This is a genomic window from Bacillus sp. B1-WWTP-T-0.5-Post-4, from assembly GCF_009183795.1.
GTDB lineage: Bacteria > Bacillota > Bacilli > Bacillales > Bacillaceae_G > Bacillus_A > Bacillus_A cereus.
On sequence record NZ_WEIJ01000004.1, the window covers coordinates 399,698 to 423,258 of the forward strand.

The following is a 23,561-nucleotide window of genomic DNA, read 5'->3' on the forward strand; positions in this document are numbered from 1 at the left end:
TATGAATATATACAAAAAAACATCTTAATTTTTTTAAAAAAATTAAGATGTTTTTTATTGCAAACTATTTTTTTCTAATTAATAATTTACTAATTTTCATAACAGTTGCCACGGTCCCAACTCCAATTATAATAAATAAGAATGGTATTAACGGTAATGCATATCGTTCATATGCAACATAAAAACATGTTAAAGCTGTTTGCAATAAAAGGATTGACCATAAAAATGTAGTCTCTCTCCACCTTTTTAAAAGGAAAATAAATGAAAGTACTGTACATATTAAAAACGTCGTCTTAATAAAATTATATATTTCATTCATATCCTTTGCAGAAACATTGAATACTTCAATATTATGTTCTATAGAATAATACGGTTTTTTCCAAAGAATTTCTGGCTTCAAAACTAAATAACTCTCTATCATAGATTCCTTATCAGTTTTCCACCATTCCTTCATTTTATCAATCGCTATTTTTTCTTCTAATTCCATAAATTCATGTGCTTCAAGATTAGGGTATTTTGCATGTAACTCTATTTCAAGTTCCCCCATATCCTTACCTTCTGGGTAACCTTTCCCTTGATACGTTCCAAGTAATAACGGATTCCCTGCCCCAGCAGTTAGTGGGATAAATTTATCAAATTGAATGTAATTGCGAGCCCACCATGGTCCAAGTACGATAAGTCCTATTCCTATGCTTATAATCGCTTGCTTCATCATAATACGGAATGGGTAGCGTTTCATTAAAAGATACCCAAATAGTAAGATTGGATATAAGGCAATTTGTACACGGAGGTACAGTGCTAAAAAGTAGAAAATTAATACAATCAGAAGATGTTTCGTTTTATGAGTATCAGCTAATTTTAAACTCCAATATACTAATCCTAATGAAAGGAATAGAAACGGCCCTTCTGTTAAAGTTAAATTTTCCATAACAATCTCTGGAGGATACACAGCTAATAAGAAAGCACCTATTAATCCTGCAGCAGAATTCAATAAATAAGTACCAATCTTATAAGTTAGCAAAATACTAAGTACCCCTAATAGGATAATAATTAATTTTGCTACAAAAAGACCTTCACTGCCATTTCCAAAAAAATAAAATACAACAGCTAATAAAGCTGGAAAACCCGGCATAATATGAATCGTTGGTTTATCTGGTTCATGATATGTTAACATCCCTGTTTCCAATAAAATATTTGCCGTTTTTTGATAACCTATATCATCGCTAGCTATAGATAGATCTGCACCATGTGTTTGTAAAGTTGCAAAACGAAGTGCAAAACCGACTATCATAATAATCCCTAAAAGGATTATATTAGATTTGCGAGTAAATCGCCCTAACATCTCATCTTCTCCCTTCAGATACATAATTTTCAAAATATATTTCTATATTTTTACAACACAATACGTTCTATAATAAATACTTTTTATACAAAGTACAACAATAGAAAGTTGATTTACAAAGTTTATATGCGTTAAACTTATACAGATGTTCTTGTAATCTTCTTCCTTCCAAAAGGCTTGTATATATGATGCAAGACATAAAAAACTTGAGGAGATAAAAATTCTATGATGGAACAAAAGCAACTTGTTTCTGTTGTCATACCCCTGTATAACACGGAAAAATATATTGAAGAAACGATGCAGTCAATACTAGATCAAACATATAAAAACATTGAAATTGTAATTGTAGATGATGGAAGTAAAGATCAATCACCTTCTATTGTGAAAAACCTTGCTGAAAAATACCCAGGGCAAGTAAAATACGTTCATCAAAAAAACCAAGGTGTTTCGGTAGCCCGTAATACAGGTATCGAAAATGCTAGCGGAGAATATATCGCTTTTCTTGATAGTGATGACTTATGGCATCCAACTAAAATTGAGAAGCAAGTCGAAAGTATGCATAAAAACGAAATGGACGCGTGCTATTGTGGTTATATGAATTTCTACGAAGAAACAGGCGAGAAGGTTGAACATACAACAAACTTTATTAAAGGTGATATGGCAAAAGCATTCCTAACACATCAAGTTGTTGCTCAAACAAGTACTTGGATTTTCAAACGATCCATCGTAATGAATCATAACATTCGTTTTACACCAGGATGTAGTTGGGGCGAAGATTTAGAGTTTTTATTTAAACTTATGAGTGTGACAAATGTATGTTATGTCGATGAATACTTAACTTATTATAGAATCTTATCAGAAGGAAATCTTTCTTCTAAGTATAAAGATTATGAATTAAAAACGACAAAAGAGCTAGAAGTATTCAATCGTATGAAAGATTGGGTACATAATAAATCTCAAGATTTCATTACAAAAGACCCTCAGTCACTGATTGAGATTCTTGAGACTTATTTATTCCCTTATACAGTCATCAATAACGCTTGTATATATATTAAAGAAAACTCTCGATTAGATAAATCACAAGTTCAATTAATCAAAAAAGATATAAGGAAATATTGCCGTAAAATCTATTCAAAGAATGGAAAGCGTAGTAAAAAACTATATGCAATGCTTTGGTTTGTACGAATTAAATTTCTGTTTTCTTAAACTGAAAATATAACGATACTCTCTCTTTCTGTGAACAAATCAAATTTACAAATAGGACAAGCTAACCAGGTCCTAAAGAATAGAAAGGTCTTTTCTCATGAAAACAAATAAAATTCTAAAAAACGCATCCTACCTCTTTGTAGGAAACATTACTGTCCGTTTTGTACTGGCTATTGCAACAATTCTCTTTGCACGATATGTTTCTCCAGAGGATTACGGTATGTTTACAACTGCATTAGCTGTTTCAGCTGTTATTTGTTACTTTACAGATGCAGGTTTAACACATACATTTATGCGTGAAGGAACAAGAAGCGATGCTAATATTAGCGTACTCATAAGTAGTTATTTGCGTATTCGTTTAATATTAGCTATCGTAATTTCTGTACTTTTCGCTATTTTTGCCCAGTTCTTCTATCCCGACGCTTACTTACGTGCGATGGTATATTGGGTTGTTCTACCAACGATGTTCGGAGCAACCTTACAAGGTGTTGGTATGGCTTACTTCCAAGTTACAGAGCGCATGCAATTTACAGCTATTATTTCTGTACTACAAGGTGTAACAGCTGCTGCTGCCCTATTATTAGGGATGTATTTTCAATGGTCACTTATGATGGTTGCTGCCATGTACGGGGTATCTAGTCTTGTAACAGGTGTTATTGCCTTTATAATGACAATACGCTATACGAAAGTACATAAGGGTTGGGATAAAGGTATTTTAGATCAACTACTTATTTTCACAATCAATGGAATCATCATTATGCTCTTACCACAATTAGGGCCTATTATATTAGAAAAAGTTTCAACATATAAGCAAGTTGGATTCTTTGGTGCTGCATATAAAATACCTGCCGTACTATATCAAATACCTGGAGTAATTGCAGCTGCCTTTTATCCAAGGCTTTTTGCTTTTGGTAATGAGCAAAATATTGAAGAACATAGAAAATTATCAAGCTTTGAACTAAAACTTATGTCTTTTTTAGGAATGGGAATTTCTATCCCCTTTATTGCTGATCCAAGTTTCTGGATTGTTAGTTTATTAGGAGAAAAATACGCTCCCGCTGGTGACGCTCTTGCTATTTTAGCGTTTATGGTTATTTTACAATCAATTAACTATCCACTAGCCGATAATTTAACAACGATTGGCCAGCAATGGAAACGTGCAACAACAATGACTATTGGATTGGTTGTTGCCATCATAGGTTATATTGTATTAGGTAGTAAATATGGAATGATGGGAGCAGCTGCCGCAGCTATCCTTACCGAAATTACACTATTAATCGGATTTACCCTCTTTATTCGTAAAGGCATGCAATTATTAGTTAAAGGAATTATATTTAATTCCTTAGCCTTTATTATTAGTTACGGTATATACCGAATTGCATTAATCAACTTACCGCCACTAATTGCTTTAACTCTTACTGGTATACTATACGGTATAATTGGAATTGGAATTGATCCTCAAATACGTGGATTTGTTTTAGGGTTTATAAAACAAAAGCTCATTCGCAAACATGCTTAAAAGCAAAAAGCTTTTCCTATTTAAAAATGGAAAAGCTTTTTGCTTTTTTTATATACCATCATTTTTCTTCAGTAAAAAAATGCTATATATTCCAGCTCAAATTGACTTACTTTCTGAAAATGCCTTATACTAAATTATATATAAACTATGAAATTCAACGCTTGTAAAAATATATATGCTTCAACAAAAATATATATTTTCTCATGTTAAAACTAAAGAACACACCTTTAAAAATTGGTGTGTTTTTATATGCTACCTAAAAACTAGTTGCTACATGTAACGACTTTCAAAGGAGGATTATCAATTTTTATGAGCATAAAGCCGAATAATAAATTCTTTTCCAAGAAAACAATGATAATTATACCAATATTATTATTGTGCGCTTTTGCTTTTCATTATTTCTTTTTAACATCTAATCAAGCCTTTTCTGGTACAGGGGATGCGTTACGTCAATTTGGCTTTTTTACGTTTCTTCTACAACATGCCTTTAAAGATGGCAACCTTTTTTGGTCTTTTGATTATGGATTAGGTGGAGATTTATTTGGAGAGTTTAGTTATTATTACAGCACATCACCGTTTTTCTGGATTACACTGTTACTACCTAAACTAAGTCTTGAGCAAGTATATGACGTGAAATTATACATGAGTATTTTAAAAAACTTTTTAGCTATGGTATTCATGTATGGTTCTTTACGTTACCATAATAAAACAGCATTCTCATCTTTTGTTGCTGCTATTATATATGGTGGCTGTATTACTTTCATCCGCCACTCTTTACTATGGGATTTCATGGCTGATGCCATTGTATTTTTACCATTAGTAATATGGGGACTTGATAAATATATTATTGAAAAGAAGCACGGCCTTTTCCTAATCGCTGCTACTTTAATGTTAGCATCAAACTTTTATTTTGCTTTTATCACAAGTATTTTCATATTTATTTATGCATTATTCCAATACTTTGCGACACAACAAAATAAAACGATTGTCTCTTTTCTAACTTATTATATTAGAATCGGTTTATTGTACGGATTATCACTCGGTTTAGCCGCCGTTTGCTTCCTCCCATCAGTTAATGCCGTATTTAGCGCTGATCGACTATCAAAAAAGTTTGAGATACCATTATTATTTGAAGATAAATTTTATAAAGATTTAATGGAAAATATTTTCTTCATGTATAATGCTGAAAATCATCAATTAGCTTTACCAGCTTTAATTTTATTCTTAATCGTATTTGGAATGTTTATACGTGATAAACTCGTTAAGAATAAAGTATTCTTTACGTTATTCATGTTCATTCTGTTTATGCTTCCATATACATATTCTATGTTTAATGGTTTTTCAGCAATGCAATCTAGATGGTTTTATTTATTTGTATTTGTAATTACCCAAACAATTGCATACATTCTAGATTGGATGATTATTCATAAGAAAGACTACAAATTACCTTATTTAATAAGTTTATTAGTGTCTATTGGATTATTCATTTATGCATTTTATAGAAAGGCAAATATAAATGTAACTGATAAACCTTTACAAGACGTTGATAACATTTTACTCGGAACTGTCGTTCTTTCTGTTATTACAGTATGTTTATGGCGTTATATTTCTAAACCTTTCATACAATTTTTAGTTGTATTGAACGTACTCATTAGCACAATTTCTATGAATTATATGTATGCGAATAATATACTTAGCACAGTTTACGGACAGAGCCAGATTTCAACTGAAAAGTTACACGAACCAGGCTATGATAATCAAGAAGAAATTGCTGCAATTCGCTACATACAAGAAAATGATAAAGACTTTTATCGTATTCTTAATCCATATAGCGAATATAACACACCAATGCTACAAGGATATCATGGCGTAAGTACGTATCAAAGCTTGGTTAATTATTATGTCCATGACTTTATGAAAAATAAATATGGCGTATTCCAAATGTACGATACACCTTCAATGTTTTATCAAGCTGATAGTCGACTACTACTCGAAAATATGCTAGGTATAAAATATCGCGTATTAAGTGCTGATACAGATTCAAAGAATGTACCTTATGGATATAAACTATTACAGCAAGTAGGACCATATAATATTTACAAAAATGACTATGCTTTACCGTTAGGATATGTATATGATTCGGCTATAAGTGAAGAAGAATTTTCTAAATTAAACTTCGCTCAGCGTGATCAATTATTATTACATGCTGTTGTCGTTAATAATACAAAAGAATTTTCATTAAACCATTTTAATAAACAAGACCTTAAATCAAAGGCAGTATCTATTAAAACGGAAAAAACAAAATTCGAAAACATGGAAAAACAAGAAAATAAACTAATTGTTCATGGCTTTGGAAATATGATTGTACCTATCAATTATCCTGATACACCTGGTGATCTACTGATAGAATTAAAATTAAAAAATGCAGGCACATTCAATGCAACTGTTAATGGAAAAACGATAGGAAAAGGGGACGATGCTGGTGCATACTCTTATCCGTTAGAAAGGTTTGTTTACAATTTGGGCAATGAGCGTCCAGAAAACCTAACTATCTCTATTGATATGGCAGGTGAGTATGAATTAGGTGACTTGCAAGCAAATATTGTAAACTATGAAAGTATACAAAAAGAAACAAAAAAACTAACTGAAAATAGGCTTGAAAATATTTATTATAAGAACAATTATTTAAAAGGGGATATCAAATCAAATAAAGACGGGCTCTTATATTTATCTGTCCCATATAGTAAAGGCTGGACTATAAAAATTGATGGGAAAGAAACAGAATTTACGAAAGCGAATTCTGCCTTTATCGGTGTTCCAATTACAAAAGGTTCACATGTAATCGAAATGACTTACGTTACACCTTACTTCAAATTAGGTATGACTATATCAATCATCTCACTAATTATCTGTATAGCTTTACTAATTTTCAAAAATCCAAAAGCACGACGAAAATTTTCTTTTAAAAAGCAATAATGAGCACTTAATGAATCATGAAGCTATCTATTTAGATAGCTTCCTAAAATAATATCTAAATATTATTTTAATCCACTACAAACAAGGAGTGTCAAACATGACCCTTTCAATAGTTGTACCATGCTACAATGAAGAAAAGGTGCTTCGAGCCTTTTATTCAGAGACTTCCCTTGAAATTCATAAATTAACTACCGATTATGAATTTGTTTTTGTTAATGATGGTAGTAAAGATGATACTTTAAATATTTTACGTGATTTAGCTAGTGCAGATTCATCGGTACACTACATATCATTTAGTCGAAACTTCGGAAAAGAAGCTGCAATGTTAGCTGGTTTAAAATATGCTACAGGCGATGCAATTGTTATTATGGATGCTGACTTACAACACCCTCCTACGTTAATAAAAGAACTGTTAGAAGGATATAACGACGGCTACGACCAAGTCATTGCAAAAAGAACAAGAACTGGTGATTCACCCGTTCGCTCTTTCGTCTCTCGTCTTTACTATAAAGTGATGAATAAATTTGTAGATATTGAATTAGTAGACGGTATTGGTGACTTTAGACTTTTAAGTCGAAGAGCAGTAGATTCTTTATTATCTTTAAGTGAATACAACCGATTTTCAAAGGGCTTATTTTCTTGGATCGGTTATAACGAATTAATCATTGAATATGAAAATGTATTACGTTCTGATGGAGAAAGTAAATGGACCTTCTCGAAATTATTAAATTATGGAATTGATGGTGTAATTTCATTCAATAATAAACCGTTACGTCTATCTATATATCTTGGATTACTAACAACCATTTTAGGACTTTTATACGTAATCACTACGTTCGTTCAAATCATCCTCGGTGGTGTGGAAGTTCCTGGTTACTTTACTCTCATTTCCGCTATACTATTTATTGGCGGTATTCAACTCATATTCCTAGGTGTTATTGGTGAATATATCGGTCGTATTTATTATGAAACAAAACGTAGACCGCATTTTATTGTAGCTGAAAAGAAAGTTAGTGAAGTTAAACAAAAGGCATAACCAAAAAGTTACTTCTGTAGGAGAAGTAACTTTTTTATATACTAACATTTACAAACACTTCTTTTGAAAAAATATACATTTTGAAATGATAGCATTATATGAAAGAATTTAGTATCATGATTCAAGGTACTATTTCAAGTTGGACGGAGGATACTATGAGCTTATTAACAGTTGAAAAATTAGGACATACATTTGGCGATCGTACATTATTTAAAGATGTATCTATGCGATTATTAGCAGGTGAGCACGTTGGATTAGTTGGTGCAAACGGTGTTGGTAAATCAACATTCATGAATATCATTACTGGTCAGCTTATTCATGACCAAGGTCGCGTAGAATGGACACCGGGCACACATTACGGCTACTTAGATCAGCATACTGTTTTAACACCTGGGCGTACAATCCGTGACGTACTAGCGGATGCATTTTTACCGTTATTCGAAAAGGAAAAAGCTTTAAATGAAGTTACAGAAAAAATGGGAACTGCTACACCAGAAGAACTAGAAGAACTTCTTGAGCAAATGGCAGAAATACAAGATGCACTTGAAGCAGGTGGTTTCTACTTACTAGATATGAAAATTGAAGAGGCTGCACGTGGTCTTGGAATTGATGCAATTGGTTTAGATCGTGATGTTTCAGCATTAAGTGGTGGACAACGTACAAAGGTATTGCTTGCAAAGCTATTACTTGAACAGCCAGAAGTGTTATTGCTTGATGAACCTACTAACTATTTAGACGTTGAACATATTCATTGGTTAACAAATTATTTGAAAGAATATCCACATGCATTCTTATTAATTTCTCATGATACGGAATTTATGAACAAATGTGTTGATGTTATTTTCCATCTAGAATTCACAAAAATGACACGCTATACAGCGACATATGAAAAATTCCTAGAACTAGCAGAAATCAATAAAAATCAACATATAAACGCTTATGAAAAACAGCGCGAGTTTATCAAAAAGCAAGAAGACTTCATTGCAAAGAACAAAGCTCGTTATTCAACGACAGGTCGTGCAAAGAGTCGTCAAAAACAACTTGATCGCATGGAGCTTATTGATCGTCCGGAAACAGCAATTAAACCGGAATTCTCATTTAAAGAAAGTCGTGCAAGTAGTCGCTTCGTCTTTGAAGGTGAAAATGTAGAAATCGGATATACACATCCGCTACTACCAAAGCTATCAATGACGATTGAACGTGGTGAAAAAATTGCTATTGTTGGATGTAACGGTGTTGGTAAATCAACGTTGCTAAAAACAATCTTAGGTAAAATTAAACCTTTAAGCGGTAAAACAAGTCTTGGTGACTTCTTAGAGCCTGCATACTTTGAACAAGAAGTTAAAGCTGATAATATAACACCAATTGATGATGTATGGAATACATTCCCTGGCCTAGACCAGCATCAAATTCGTGCGATGTTAGCAAAATGCGGATTAAAAAATGAACATATTTCTCGCCCATTAAGCCAATTAAGTGGTGGAGAACAAGCAAAAGTTCGTTTATGTAAGCTAATGGGTGAGGAAAGTAACTGGCTATTATTTGATGAGCCGACAAACCATCTTGATGTTACAGCAAAAGCGGAACTTAAGAAGGCTATGAAAGCATATAAAGGAACAATTCTCCTTGTATGTCACGAACCGGACTTCTATGAAGATTGGATCACAAAAGTTTGGGATGTTGAAGAATGGTCTCAAAATAGTAAGTAGTCTTTAAGAAAAAACTCCTTGTGTAGACAAGGAGTTTTTTACTTATTTTTATTAAGAATTTTTTATATTGTAGTATCCTATAAGGCGTAATCGAAATTCTTTTAATTCCGGATACGCCTCTAAATTTGCTAACATACCTCTAATTACCGGAATTCTTGGATTAAGCAATCGTATTTCCGCCTCTAAAACATCTAATGTAACCAACAGCTCATCATCCTCTAATTGATCAGCTAAAGTGCGCTTAAATACAATAATCTCTTTTAAAAAATGTTCTTTAACTTGTTCCTTAATAAGCTCTGATTTACAAAGGAATTCTCCAAGCTTTTCTTCATGTAAAATAGGTTCTTCCGAAGATTCTACTAAGCCATCTACTAAATTATCTACTCTTTTTAAAATAAAAGCAGCTACATACGATAAATCAATTTCTGGTGCTTGTAAAATAATTAATTCTAAATACCCACGGCATATGCCTTCTACCATAATTACTAAATCCAATAAATATGGCATAACCTTTTCACCATAAATGGACAATAAACTATTCCGATAAAATGCATGAGACTCTAACTTCATCCGCATCATAAATTCTTCTACTTCTTTATTAAACGGAATCGCATTTTCTCTCGCATGCATAATAATAAATTCTTTATGCTTTTGTATATCATTAAACTGACAATGTAATTGTTTTGCAAATTTTTCACGTGGTAATAAAGACTCTTGTTCAATATCCAGCATTTTCTTTTGGATTTTGTCATAATAATATCGAAGTGTCGCTAATAAAAGCTCATCTTTCGATTTAAAATATAAGTAAAAAGCTCCCTTAGATATACCACTAGCTGTCACAATTTCCTGCACTGATGTCGCATTTACACCCTTAGTAGCAAATAACTTCATAGCCGATTCTATAATTAAACGCTCTTTTTCTTTCATATCTTCTCTCCTAAATTTAATCTCGCATCTTATTATAAATGTATTATACCATCTCTTTTTATTGACGATTGACCGAACGGTCAGTTATATTATGTATTAGACTGACCAGTTGGTCAATATAATAAAAAGGGAGCGCAAACATGAACAAAATCATCAATTTCTCGTTAAAAAATAAGTTCGCAGTTTGGCTACTAACCATTATTGTTACTATTGCGGGGATCTACTCTGGACTCAATATGAAGCTGGAAACAATCCCTGATATTACAACACCGATTGTGACAGTAACTACGGTCTATCCTGGTGCTACACCAGAAGAAGTAGCTGATAAAGTTTCAAAGCCGATGGAAGAACAACTACAAAATTTAAGCGGTGTTAACGTTGTGAGTTCATCATCTTTTCAAAACGCATCTTCTATTCAAGTAGAATACGATTTTGATAAAAATATGGAAAAAGCAGAAACAGAAATTAAAGAAGCTCTCACACATGTAAAACTCCCAGAAGGTGTTAAAGATCCTAAAGTTTCACGAGTAAACTTCAATGCCTTTCCAGTTATTTCGTTAAGCGTGGCAAGTAAGAATGAATCTTTAGCTACCTTAACTGAAAATGTAGAAAAAAATGTTGTACCAGGATTAAAAGGACTTGATGGTGTTGCATCTGTTCAAATTGCTGGCCAACAAGTAGATGAAGTACAGCTTGTCTTCAAGAAAGATAAAATGAAAGAACTAGGACTAAGTGAAGATACCGTAAAAAATGTGATTAAGGGATCGGATGTATCTTTACCACTTGGCTTATACACATTTAAAGACACGGAAAAATCAGTTGTTGTAGATGGCAATATTACAACGATTAAAGCGTTAAAAGAACTTAAAATCCCAGCTATACCTTCCTCACCTAACGGTCAAGGTAGTCAAAATGCTGGCGCTGGTGCACAAACGCCGCAAATGAATCCAGCTGCTATGAACGGGATTCCAACAGTTACATTAGACGAAATTGCTGACATTAAAGAAGTTGGGAAAGCAGAATCTATTTCTCGAACAAATGGAAAAGAAGCAATTGGAATTCAAATTGTGAAGGCCTCTGATGCAAATACAGTTGATGTTGTAAATGCAGTAAAAGATAAAGTAAAAGATCTTGAGAAAAAATATAAAGATTTAGAGATCATTTCAACATTCGACCAAGGTGCACCTATTGAAAAATCAGTTGAAACAATGCTGAGCAAAGCAATTTTCGGTGCTATCTTTGCGATTGTTATTATTATGCTGTTCCTACGAAATATTCGAACAACGTTAATTTCTGTCGTTTCAATACCACTTTCTTTATTAATTGCTGTTTTAGTCATAAAGCAAATGGATATTACGCTTAACATTATGACACTTGGAGCAATGACCGTTGCTATAGGCCGCGTTGTCGATGACTCAATTGTTGTTATTGAAAATATTTACCGACGTATGTCGTTATCAGAAGAGAAATTACGTGGAAAAGATTTAATTCGTGAAGCTACGAAAGAAATGTTTATCCCGATTATGTCTTCCACCATTGTAACAATTGCTGTATTTTTACCGCTTGGACTAGTAAAAGGTATGATTGGTGAAATGTTCTTACCATTCGCCTTAACTATCGTCTTCGCTTTATTAGCATCATTACTAGTAGCAGTTACAATCGTACCGATGCTAGCTCATTCCTTATTTAAGAAAGAGAGCATGAGGGAAAAAGAAGTACATCATGAAGAAAAACCAAGTAAATTAGCAAATGGGTATAAACGCATACTTGCATGGGCTTTAAATCACAAAATTATTACATCAAGTATCGCTGTCCTTCTATTAGTTGGTAGTCTTGCACTTGTACCAGTTATCGGTGTAAGTTTCTTACCTTCTGAAGAAGAAAAAATGATTATTGCAACATATAATCCTGAACCAGGTCAAACGTTAGAAGACGTTGAAAAAATTGCAACAAAAGCTGAGAAGCACTTCCAAGATAATAAAGACGTCAAAACAATTCAGTTCTCATTAGGTGGAGAGAATCCAATGAGTCCTGGTCAATCAAACCAAGCAATGTTCTTCGTGCAATATGATAACGACACGAAAAACTTTGAAAAAGAGAAAGAACAAGTCGTTAAAGATTTACAGAAGATGTCTGGCAAAGGCAAATGGAAAAACCAAGACTTCGGAGCAAGTGGCGGTAGTAACGAAATTAAACTATACGTTTATGGAGATAGCTCAGAAGACATTAAGCCTGTCGTAAAAGATATTCAAAATATCATGAAGAAAAATAAAGACTTAAAAGATATAGATTCTAGTATTGCAAAAACATATGCAGAGTACACTTTAGTCGCAGATCAAGAAAAGCTGAGTAAAATGGGCTTAACGGCTGCTCAAATTGGAATGGGACTTTCTAATCAACATGATCGCCCTGTTCTGACAACAATTAAAAAAGACGGTAAAGATATCAATGTATATGTAGAAGCTGAAAAACAAAATTATGAAACAATCGATGACTTAACAAATCGAAAAATTACAACACCACTTGGTAATGAAGTAGCTGTGAAAGATGTTATGACTGTAAAAGAAGGTGAAACATCGAATACAGTAACACACCGAGATGGACGTGTTTATGCAGAGGTTAGTGCCAAATTAACATCTGATGACGTTTCAAAAGCATCTGCTGCAGTACAAAAAGAAGTAGATAAAATGGATCTTCCTTCTGGTGTAGATGTTTCTATGGGCGGTGTTACTAAAGATATTCAAGAATCATTCAAGCAACTTGGCCTAGCGATGTTAGCTGCGATTGCCATTGTATACTTCGTTCTTGTCGTTACATTTGGTGGTGCCCTAGCACCATTCGCAATTTTATTCTCGCTACCATTTACAATTATTGGGGCTCTTGTTGCCTTATTAATCTCTGGTGAAACATTAAGTGTATCTGCAATGATTGGTGCGCTTATGTTAATCGGTATCGTTGTAACAAACGCAATCGTGCTTATCGACCGCGTTATTCATAAGGAAAATGAAGGACTATCAACACGTGAAGCTTTATTAGAAGCTGGTGCAACACGCCTTCGTCCAATTTTAATGACTGCAATTGCAACAATCGGTGCTCTTATCCCGCTTGCATTAGGATTTGAAGGTAGTGGCTTAATTTCTAAAGGACTTGGCGTAACGGTAATTGGTGGATTAACAAGTTCAACGTTATTAACACTTCTTATTGTTCCAATCGTTTATGAAGTATTAAGCAAATTTAAAAAGAAAAAAACAAAATAACAAAAAAATAACCTCGCTAACTGCGAGGTTATTTTTTATTTCCAAACAAGATTAGGAAATCGCCATAGCCTTCTTTCTCTAATTCCTCTTTTGGAATAAATCGAAGAGCTGCGGAATTAATACAGTAACGAAGGCCATTTGGTCCTGGACCATCTGGAAATACGTGCCCAAGATGTGAATCTCCTTCTTTACTTCTCACTTCTGTACGTGTCATATTATGACTCACATCCATCTTTTCTTTCACACTTGCTGACATCACTGGTTTTGTAAAACTAGGCCATCCACATCCACTATCAAATTTATCTAGAGAAGTAAACAACGGCTCACCTGAAACGATGTCTACATAAAGACCTTCCTCTTTATGGTTCCAATACTCATTTCGAAATGGTGGTTCTGTACCATTTTCCTGTGTTACATAATACTGCATCTCATTGAGTTTTTCTTTTAAATGAGCATTATCCTTTGGCCAATGTTGCTTAATAAAAGCATCTCGTCCTGAGCCTTTACGATATAACTCATAGCGGAATGTGTTTTTCTTATGGTATCCTTGGTGATATTCTTCAGCTGGATAAAATGTAGCTGCTGGTAGTATTTTTGTCGCAATTGGTTTTGAAAAGCGTCCACTCTGCTCAAGCTCTTCTTTTGAGGTCTCTGCTTTTTTATGTTGTTCTTCATTATGATAAAAAATCACCGTTTCATAAGACTGTCCGCGGTCGTGGAATTGTCCACCAATATCAGTCGGATCAATTTGTCTCCAATATATATTTAACAATTCCTCATACGGCATTTTATTTGCATCAAATGTAATTTGTACTGCCTCATAATGTCCCGTCGTTTCTGAACATACTTCTTTATACGTTGGATTCTCTTTATGACCACCTGTATAGCCAGAAACAACCTTTATAATCCCTTCCATCTCTTCAAATGGCGAAACCATACACCAGAAGCACCCTCCAGCAAATGTAGCCAATTCTACCTTTTCATTTACAGCCATTACTTCACCCCTATTCTATGTTCTGCTTACAGTATGGCATAAGAAACATCATATTATAAAAGAAAAAGCACCGAACATCGATGCTTTTTCTTTACTTCACTTTATTTTTTCCAACATCCTTCTCCATTTCATCACTTGTCACGTCTAAAACATCTAATAAGAAGATGAAGATTGGAATACCGATAATTAATCCCCATACACCTAAGAAGTGTTCTGAGAAGATTAATACCATAAATGTATAGAAAATCGGTAAATTTGTTTTTTGCGACATAAACTTCGGGTTTAATACGTAACTTTCAAGCGCATGAATCACTGTTACGATAACCAAAATATAAACAACGTACATGATACCGCCAATATTGTAAGCAATCATACAAAGTGGGAATAACGAAATGATAACCCCTGCTACTGGAATTAAGCCAAGCAAGAAAATCATTAACGCTAAACCTAATAATTGTGGGAATCCTAATATCCATAATGCGATAACTGAAAGAACACAGTTAACAACAGCAATTAAAAATTGCGCTTCGATTACCTTTCCAAATGAACGTGCAAATTTCTTTCCGAAGTACTCAATTTCAGTATAGAAAATTGCAAGCCTGCTTTCTTTAAACTTTGCAGTAAAACCGACAATACGAGATTTTTCTAATAAGAAAAACAAACTCAAAATTAAAGAAAGTAAAACTTGAAGGCCAAATTTACCAACATTCGTAATCGATTTATACAAAATGTCTACGCCTTGTCCTACATATTTAGAAAGCTCCATATGATTGACAGCATTAACTGCATACTTAATTAGTTCACTATCTGGTGGGTTTCTTAAAAATACATTGAATTGGTAAATCAGTTGTGAAATTTGTATCGTCAATACTGGTAAATATTTAAATAGCGTAATAGCAATTCCACCAATTAACATTACATATAGAAACGCTATAATAATTTTTCGATTAATAGGCATGAAATGATCTAATTTGCGTGAAATAAACTTTTGGAATCGATCCATTAAATACGTGAGAATAAACGTAATTAATATTAAATTCAACATACTTTGCAGCCCGTATAACACGAGAGCAAGTATTACTAATACGAGTAACCTCTGGAATCCTTTGCTTTGAAACAGGTTTTTTATTTGCATAATCGACGAATACTCTCTCCTGTCCTATAAACTAAAACGTTAATAAGTAGATTTCTCTCTCTTTTCTACTTTTAATTATTCATTCATATTAAGATTTTTATAAACTCATTATATGCCTACCTTACCAGGTATATAGTAGCCTACTTCTTATTTTACAATACAATGACCTAATTCAAAACGTATTCTACATAGTATTAATGAAGATTTAAGGAAACTTACATTTTTTAATAGGTCTTACCACTACTGTAACATAAAAAGCAAGCTATCAGTAGAAATCTGTCCTACAAATAGCTTGCTTTTCTTATTTTTTAAGTAAGTTTTACTATCCAATGAATGGCATGAACATTGGGATGACAACTACTGTTACAACCCCAACTACCGTTACAGCAATACTTGCCATCGCTGCCTCTACCTCACCCATTTCAATTCCTACTGCAACTCCTAATGCATGACCCGCTGTTCCAAGTGCTAAACCTTTTGCAATCGGATGTTTCACTCTAAATGTTTTTAAGAATAATGCTCCTAATGCGTATACGATAACTGCGTTGAAAATAACTGCAAACGATGTAATTGCTGGAATACCACCAATACTTTCTGAAATTGGTAACGCAATTGCTGTTGTTGCTGCTTGTGGTAGCATTGAATTCATTACTGCTGTATCTAAACCGATTGCTTTTGCAACAATGAACACGACAATTACTGAGCAAATAGATCCAACCACGATAGCTGATAAAATTTGCCACCAATATTTTTTCAACTTATCAACTTGTTTATATAGTGGGATAGCGAATGCAATTGTTGCTGGCTCTAAGAAGAAACTAATCATTTTTCCGCCAGTATTATATTCTTCAAAAGTAAAGTTACCTACCTTTAGAAATACAATCCCTAATACCATCGCCACGAATAATGGTGTAAATAGGAAGAACCCTTTTGAATGCTTGAATAATAATGTTCCGATTCCGTATGCGATTAATGAAACGACGATTCCGAAATATGGAGTCATTGTGCTTGCCATGTTCATTACCTCCCAACAATATATAAATACAATGGTTACGCAACCTTTCCGTGCTTGCGTCCTTTATTTACTACTTTCAATTCTTTTGTATCTTCTGTTTCTTTTTCATCTTTTCCTAAAATAAATTGTGCAAATAATCCTGTTACAGCGAGTAAAATAACTGTTGCTACAACAATTACAGTTAAAATTTGTACAAAGTATTGTCCCATTACACCAAGAGAATTAATAACTGAAATACCTGATGGGACGAATAAGAATCCAATAATACCTGTTAAAGCTGTTCCGAGTGATTCAACTTGCTCCAATTTAATAACTTTTAAACATAATAGACTAAATAAAATAACTAACCCGATTACCGATGAAGGCATTGGAATTGGTAAATGTGTTGCAATAATATTAGAAATTAACATAATAGCTGAGAATATGAATGCTTGTGATAAGAAACTATATACTTTTTTCGTACTCATTTTGGCCACCTCTTTCGATTTGGTACCTTTATTGTATAGGATATAACCGCCCGAGTAAGCGTTTACATAACAGAGCGTCAAATATACAGAATCAGTTACAAATATAAAAGGATGAAATACAAAAGCTGCTCCTTAAATACGAAGCAGCTTCTTGAGTTCTTTTGCATATGTACGGCTAACAGGTACTTTTGATCCTTCTTTCATGATTAAATTATAAGTAGAATTGAACCATGGCTGAATTTCAGTAATATGATTAATATTCGCAATAAAACTACGATGGATGCGCATGAAACTTACTTGCGGCAACTTCTTTTCCAAAATCACAAGTGTATCGTGTGTTACATATGTTTCCCTCATTGTTTTTACTGTCACTTTTCCGTCCACAAGTCCTACATATACAATATCTTCAATATTAACAAGTACGATTGATTCTTCAATTGGTAATGCTAATTTATGCATCTCTACTGTTACATCTGTCCCCTTTATTTCGTGCTTCGTTTCTATTTGCGATTGTTTTTGTTTTTTATACTTCTTTAATGTCTGCACAATACGCTCTTCATCAAATGGTTTTAAAATGTAGTCTAACGCATCTACTTCAAATGCTTGCAGTGCATATTGATCATAGGCAGTAGCAAATACAATTGCAGGTGGATTTTTCATCTTCTTTAATATATTGGCGATTTCAAATCCGTTATCATCGGATAATTGAATATCTAAAAACACAATATCTGGTCTACTTTGCATTAGTTCTTCTAATGCGTCTTCCACACAATCAGCCTCACCAATTATCTCAACTTCTTTCGTTCTCTCTAATAAATACTTTAGTTCATCACGTGCTAACATTTCATCGTCAACTACTAATACTTTTAACAATCTGCTCTTCCTCCCCTACTTTTTTTGGAATAACAAAAGTAATCTCTGTCCCCTCATTTAATTCACTTTCGATATGAAGCATCGTTTCTTTTCCAAATAATCCAATAAGACGTTCATTAATATTATATAAAGCTGTTCCAGTCCCTTTCTTTGACGAAACTACCATCTTTCCTAATTGTTCTAAACGTTCTTCCTCAATTCCCTGCCCATTATCTTTTACTTCAAAATGAACCATACCCTCTTTTTCAAAAACATGCACTTCTACTTCACATACTGGTTGCTTCTTCGGAAAAGCGTGTCGCAATGCATTTTCAACCAATAGTTGAAGAACAAATGGTGGTACTAAAGTTGTCTTTAGCTCGTCCTCAATATACATCTTTACCTCATACTTATTTGGGAACCTTGCTTGTTCTAAGGATAAATATGCCTGTACATGGTTTAATTCTTGTTCTAGTGGAATCAATAACTGACGTGCCCCTTGCAAATTACATCGGAAATATACGCTAAGCTGTAATAATAACTTCCTTGCTTTTTCTACATCTGTTCGGCATAAAGCTGATACTGTATTAATCGCATTAAATAAAAAATGCGGGTTAATTTGTGCTTGTAATGCCTTTATTTCCGCATCTTGCAATAATTTACTTTGCAACTCAGCTTCACCTAATTCAAGTTGTGTAGAGAATATTTTTGCTAATCCTTCTGCTAATTCCTCTTCCACACGACTTAACTGGTTAGGATTTTTGAAATACAGTTTTAATGTCCCTATTGTATTTCCATGTGAAGTTAGTGGAATAACAATCGCCGCTTGCAAAGGGCAGCCTTCATGTTGACAATTAATAACCTCACGTGATTTTGCTTTCATTATTTTCCCTGTGTGTAACACTTCTTTCGACAAACCAGTTATTAAACTATGTGACGGAATATGGTGATCTGATGCTAATCCAACATGAGCTAATATTTTCTCTGTATCTGTTAAGGATACCGCATCTGTTCCTGTAAAGCGGTGAATAATTTGTGCCACATGCTTACACGATTCTTCTGTTAAGCCTTGGCGAAAATATGGTAACGTTTTATCTGCAATACGTAATACCTTATGAGTCTGAAGTGCCTTTGCGTTCTCTTCCTGACGCAAAATAGCTTGTATCATAGAAAGTAAAATAAAACTTCCAAAACTATTTACAAGGATCATTGGTATCGCAATTGTTTTCACAATGCTCATTCCATCCTCTACAATTAATAGGATCATAATCATTTCTAAAGAAACGATAAAAACACTTAAAATCGCTGAAAACTTAGGGGTAATTGTACGGTTATATTTTTTAAAAATGTATCCGATATAACCAGTTATAACGCCTGCTAAAATTGAAGAGATTGCACAACTTAGAGCTGTCGTCCCTCCAAGCATATAACGGTGAATACCAGCAATTGATCCTACCCCAATTCCGACGATAGGACCACCAAGCAATCCACTAATTCCAACACCCATAATACGTGTATTTGCAATGGTACTCGATGATGAAACACCTTGTAACCAATTTTCATTCATAATCGTATTTCCTGCTATTTCAATCCCAGTGTAATTGCTTACAATTGTAAATACCGAAAAAATACAAATAAGCTTAAGCTTATCTACATAGCCATCCTGTTTATGAAGGAGGCGTCTGAAAGTTTTAATATGAGAGAGTAAAAATCCTAAAATAACTATAAGTCCGACTCGTTCAATCATCATGAGTACTAAATTTAGCATCTTTGATTCATTCCTTTTTATTTAGTTAGTTTTATTATGGGAAAATAATGAAGTCGGCGTCAAGAAGAACGAAATGTTTTTTGAAATATTTTACACATAATAACTTCCTCTTTATTTGACAATACATATAGAAGAGTGCTAAAAATAAAGTAATATAATACAGTCCTTTAACCCAACCCCGTGAGGTTGAGAAGGAAGTCGGAATACAATATACGTATGTTCTTTTCTTGGGGATACGTATGCTTTTTTGGCCTTCTCATCATATCAGGTGAGAAGGCCTTTTGTTATTCTTCCATAGCGACTGTAGAAAATAAGGAGGAGTAATAATGAACGTCACTACTGATGTACAACAAACAACAGAGGAGACAAAAGCGAAAAGATATAAAACATTATTTGGTTCTGCGCTAGGATATGCAGCAGAAGGTTTAGATATGTTGCTATTATCTTTCGTACTTGTCTATATTTTAAAAGAGTTTCACTTAAGTCCTGTTGAAGGTGGAAACTTAACTTTAGCTACCACAATAGGAATGTTAATTGGTTCTTATTTATTTGGATTTATTGCTGATTTATTTGGCCGTATTCGTACAATGGCCTTCACAATCTTACTGTTTTCACTAGCAACCGCACTCATTTATTTCGCAACAGACTACTGGCAATTATTAATTCTGCGCTTTTTAGTTGGAATGGGAGTTGGTGGTGAATTCGGAATCGGAATGGCCATCGTAACAGAAACATGGTCTAAAGAAATGCGCGCTAAAGCGACATCTGTTGTTGCACTTGGATGGCAATTTGGTGTACTGATTGCTTCACTCCTTCCAGCATTTATTGTCCCACACTTTGGATGGAGAGCCGTTTTCTTATTTGGATTAATTCCAGCTTTACTAGCTGTCTATGTCCGTAAAAGTTTAAGTGAACCGAAAATATGGGAGCAAAAACAACGCTACAAAAAGGAACTATTGCAAAAAGAAGCTGCAGGTAAATTAACAACTACTGAAGCAGAACAACTAAAACATATAAAAAAATTTCCACTTCGAAAGTTATTTGCCAATAAAAAAGTAACAATTACAACAATTGGTCTTATTATTATGTCGTTCATCCAAAACTTCGGATATTACGGAATCTTCACATGGATGCCCACTATTTTAGCAAATAAATATAACTATACATTAGCAAAAGCAAGTGGCTGGATGTTCATTTCTACCATCGGTATGCTAATTGGAATTGCAATCTTTGGTATTCTAGCTGATAAAATTGGTCGCCGTAAAACTTTTGCAATCTATTATATTGGCGGTACAGTATACTGTCTCATTTACTTCTTCTTATTCACAGATTCAACATTATTATTATGGGGAAGTGCATTGCTTGGATTCTTTGCAAATGGAATGATGGGAGGATTTGGAGCAATTTTAGCTGAAAACTATCCTGCTGAAGCTCGCTCTACCGCCGAAAACTTTATTTTCGGTACAGGACGTGGGTTAGCTGGATTTGGGCCTGTTATTATTGGCTTACTTGCTACAGGTGGCAACCTACTTGGAGCATTGTCCTTGATTTTTATCATCTACCCAATCGGGTTAATTACAATGCTACTATGTGTACCAGAAACAAAGGGAAAAGTATTAGATTAAACGTAAAAGAGGAAGCATCTCATTTAAGATGCTTCCTCTTTTACGTTTTTATTTATTTTGATTTACTAGCCTTCTGAAATAAGAATGCAGTTTTATCTTCTTCTTTTACAATACCTTGTTTTAATGCTAATTCTCCCGCAACTTTAGGCGCTAACCATAGCATTGGGAATAACAAAATTGATACCGGAACTGCCGTCACCACGATAAACGATTGTAGCGCATTAATACTTCCTTCACCCATATATAAAAGAATTGCTGCAACTGCGCCCATAATAAGCGACCAAAAAATTCGCAAACTAATTCTAGGATCTCCGTCTCCAGTCACTGCCATTGAAATGGAATACGCCATTGAATCTCCTGTTGTCACTACAAATAAAATTGTTAATAAAAGAAATGCTGGTCCAATAATATTAGAAAGTGGCAATTGCCCTGTAATTGCAATCATAGCTGCCGGCATACCAGATTCACTTAATGCGTCCGAGATAGACCCAGGATTCATCAACTCATAAAACACGCCTGATCCACCTAATATAGTAAACCAAAATGTTGTAATAATAGGTGCGATAATTCCAATTGCAACGATGATTTCTCGAATCGTTCTCCCTCTTGAAATTCGACTCACTAAAATTGCCATCATTGGTCCGTATCCAATAAACCATCCCCAGAAAAAGATTGTCCAAGATCCTAACCAACTTGTATCACCACGGTATGTGCTCATCGGTATAAACTCATTTACATAAAATCCAAACGAAGAAACAAACGAATCAATAATAAATCCACCTGGCCCAAATAGTAATATGAATGCCATTAACACAATTGCTAATCTAACATTTAAATTACTTATAATTTGAATCCCTTTATCAATACCTGTTACTGCCGATATGGTAGACACGGCCACCACACAAACAATAATTGCTAATTGAGTAATAAACACATCAGAAACTCCAAATAATTCTTGTAATCCATAACTTGCTTGTAAACCTAAAAATCCAATTGGGCCAATTGTACCTGCAGCTACTGCAATAATTGCAGCTGCATCAATTATCGTTCCAAGCAGGCTCTTTCTTAATTTTTCCCCAAAAATAGGATATAAAAGTGTTCGAGGTTTTAGCGGCATATCTTTATGATAATGTCCATACATCATAACTACCGCACTAATTGTACCTAAAATCGTCCATGCTAAAAATCCCCAATGCATATAACTTTGTGCTAAAGCAGGCATGACTGCTTCTTTCGTTCCAGCAGATATACCATCATGTATTGGTGGCACCGTCATCAAATGATACATTGGCTCTGCTGCTGCCCAAAAAACGCCACCTCCAGCAAGTAATGTAGACATAATAATAGCAAGCCATTTTGCCGTACTAATCTCAGGTTTTTCTAATCCCCCAAGCTTAACTCTCCCATATTTGGAGAAAGCCATACACATCGCAACAATAAATGTACCTAATAATAAAACTTGCCAGAAGGCACCGAAATATTTAATTGAAAAAGCGAAACTTTTATTAATCGCACTCTCTACATAATCCTTGTTCAAAAAAACTGCAATTACAAATAATAAAAGTGAACCACCACTAATAATAAATACAGGCCAATCAGTTTTTCGACTCTTCATCCTCATTTATACTTCCTCCTTCCTCAGCAATCAAAAAAAACAACTTTATTATGTTTTATTGTTTAAACCCAAAACATAATAATTATATATGCATAACATTTTATCGACTTCCCACATA

Annotated in this window: 16 protein-coding genes and 1 pseudogene; 7 read left to right on the forward strand and 10 right to left on the reverse strand. The window is 33.9% G+C overall.

The genetic code is table 11. The annotated features are described in order from the left end of the window. Positions 1 to 64 precede the first annotated feature (64 nt). The gene (locus GBN91_RS16210; protein WP_000901470.1) at positions 65 to 1,342 is read right to left on the reverse strand and encodes a glycosyltransferase family 39 protein; all 1,278 of its coding nucleotides are present in this window, start codon (positions 1,340 to 1,342) and stop codon (positions 65 to 67) included. Positions 1,343 to 1,567: 225 nt separating this feature from the next. Between GBN91_RS16210 and GBN91_RS16215 the strand changes: the two genes are divergently transcribed. From GBN91_RS16215 to GBN91_RS16235, 5 genes are all read left to right on the forward strand, one after another. Beyond that, entirely contained in the window at positions 1,568 to 2,548 is a 981-nt protein-coding gene (locus GBN91_RS16215; RefSeq protein ID WP_000970522.1) for a glycosyltransferase family 2 protein, read from the forward strand. A gap of 97 nt (positions 2,549 to 2,645) precedes the next feature. Further along, the gene (locus GBN91_RS16220; protein WP_006919811.1) at positions 2,646 to 4,067 is read left to right on the forward strand and encodes an oligosaccharide flippase family protein; all 1,422 of its coding nucleotides are present in this window, start codon (positions 2,646 to 2,648) and stop codon (positions 4,065 to 4,067) included. 309 nt (positions 4,068 to 4,376) lie between these two features. Beyond that, the gene (locus GBN91_RS16225; protein ID WP_152121772.1) at positions 4,377 to 7,043 is read left to right on the forward strand and encodes a YfhO family protein; all 2,667 of its coding nucleotides are present in this window, start codon (positions 4,377 to 4,379) and stop codon (positions 7,041 to 7,043) included. 97 nt (positions 7,044 to 7,140) lie between these two features. After that, positions 7,141 to 8,079 carry a glycosyltransferase family 2 protein gene (locus tag GBN91_RS16230; protein ID WP_000175825.1) on the forward strand — a complete coding sequence of 313 codons (939 nt, stop codon included), beginning with the start codon at positions 7,141 to 7,143 and terminating at the stop codon, positions 8,077 to 8,079. Positions 8,080 to 8,234: 155 nt separating this feature from the next. Beyond that, a complete protein-coding gene (locus GBN91_RS16235) occupies positions 8,235 to 9,788 on the forward strand; it encodes an ABC-F family ATP-binding cassette domain-containing protein (RefSeq protein WP_000055410.1) in 1,554 nt (517 codons plus the stop codon). A 51-nt stretch (positions 9,789 to 9,839) separates the two neighbouring features. Here GBN91_RS16235 and GBN91_RS16240 read toward each other — a convergent pair whose 3' ends face one another. Continuing rightward, positions 9,840 to 10,715 (reverse strand): TetR/AcrR family transcriptional regulator, encoded by an 876-nt coding sequence (locus tag GBN91_RS16240; RefSeq protein ID WP_000659648.1) that lies wholly within the window; start codon positions 10,713 to 10,715, stop codon positions 9,840 to 9,842. A gap of 140 nt (positions 10,716 to 10,855) precedes the next feature. Here GBN91_RS16240 and GBN91_RS16245 point away from each other — a divergent pair, with 140 nt between their 5' ends. After that, complete coding sequence (locus GBN91_RS16245; protein ID WP_152121774.1) at positions 10,856 to 13,972, forward strand: efflux RND transporter permease subunit; 3,117 nt, start codon at positions 10,856 to 10,858, stop codon at positions 13,970 to 13,972. Between the two features lie 28 nt (positions 13,973 to 14,000). Here the strand turns inward: GBN91_RS16245 and msrB are convergent, their stop codons facing one another. From msrB to lytS, 7 genes and pseudogenes are all read right to left on the reverse strand, one after another. Next, positions 14,001 to 14,453 carry a peptide-methionine (R)-S-oxide reductase MsrB gene (gene msrB / locus GBN91_RS29255; protein WP_224201069.1) on the reverse strand — a complete coding sequence of 151 codons (453 nt, stop codon included), beginning with the start codon at positions 14,451 to 14,453 and terminating at the stop codon, positions 14,001 to 14,003. A 45-nt stretch (positions 14,454 to 14,498) separates the two neighbouring features. Next, a pseudogene (msrA, locus tag GBN91_RS29260) lies at positions 14,499 to 14,966 on the reverse strand (peptide-methionine (S)-S-oxide reductase MsrA); the annotation flags it as partial. Positions 14,967 to 15,057: 91 nt separating this feature from the next. Further along, a complete protein-coding gene (locus tag GBN91_RS16255; protein WP_001166010.1) occupies positions 15,058 to 16,101 on the reverse strand; it encodes an AI-2E family transporter in 1,044 nt (347 codons plus the stop codon). Between the two features lie 322 nt (positions 16,102 to 16,423). Further along, positions 16,424 to 17,116 carry an antiholin-like protein LrgB gene (lrgB, locus tag GBN91_RS16260; protein ID WP_000168869.1) on the reverse strand — a complete coding sequence of 231 codons (693 nt, stop codon included), beginning with the start codon at positions 17,114 to 17,116 and terminating at the stop codon, positions 16,424 to 16,426. 35 nt (positions 17,117 to 17,151) lie between these two features. Beyond that, positions 17,152 to 17,583: an antiholin-like murein hydrolase modulator LrgA gene (lrgA, locus tag GBN91_RS16265; RefSeq protein ID WP_000104901.1), complete on the reverse strand. Its 432-nt coding sequence runs from the start codon at positions 17,581 to 17,583 to the stop codon at positions 17,152 to 17,154. Between the two features lie 132 nt (positions 17,584 to 17,715). Continuing rightward, the gene (locus tag GBN91_RS16270; RefSeq protein WP_000921842.1) at positions 17,716 to 18,456 is read right to left on the reverse strand and encodes a LytR/AlgR family response regulator transcription factor; all 741 of its coding nucleotides are present in this window, start codon (positions 18,454 to 18,456) and stop codon (positions 17,716 to 17,718) included. Beyond that, positions 18,434 to 20,203 (reverse strand): two-component system sensor histidine kinase LytS, encoded by a 1,770-nt coding sequence (lytS, locus tag GBN91_RS16275; RefSeq protein ID WP_000933561.1) that lies wholly within the window; start codon positions 20,201 to 20,203, stop codon positions 18,434 to 18,436. Before lytS ends, GBN91_RS16270 begins: the two co-directional genes overlap by 23 nt. Positions 20,204 to 20,529: 326 nt before the next feature. On the opposite strand from lytS, the gene GBN91_RS16280 reads away from it, so the two are divergent. Beyond that, positions 20,530 to 21,828, forward strand: a complete 1,299-nt coding sequence (locus GBN91_RS16280) for an MFS transporter (protein WP_001103412.1) — start codon at positions 20,530 to 20,532, stop codon at positions 21,826 to 21,828. A 52-nt stretch (positions 21,829 to 21,880) separates the two neighbouring features. On the opposite strand, the gene GBN91_RS16285 is transcribed toward GBN91_RS16280, so the two are convergent. Beyond that, positions 21,881 to 23,449, reverse strand: a complete 1,569-nt coding sequence (locus tag GBN91_RS16285) for a BCCT family transporter (RefSeq protein ID WP_016123913.1) — start codon at positions 23,447 to 23,449, stop codon at positions 21,881 to 21,883. Between the last annotated feature and the right edge of the window lie 112 nt (positions 23,450 to 23,561).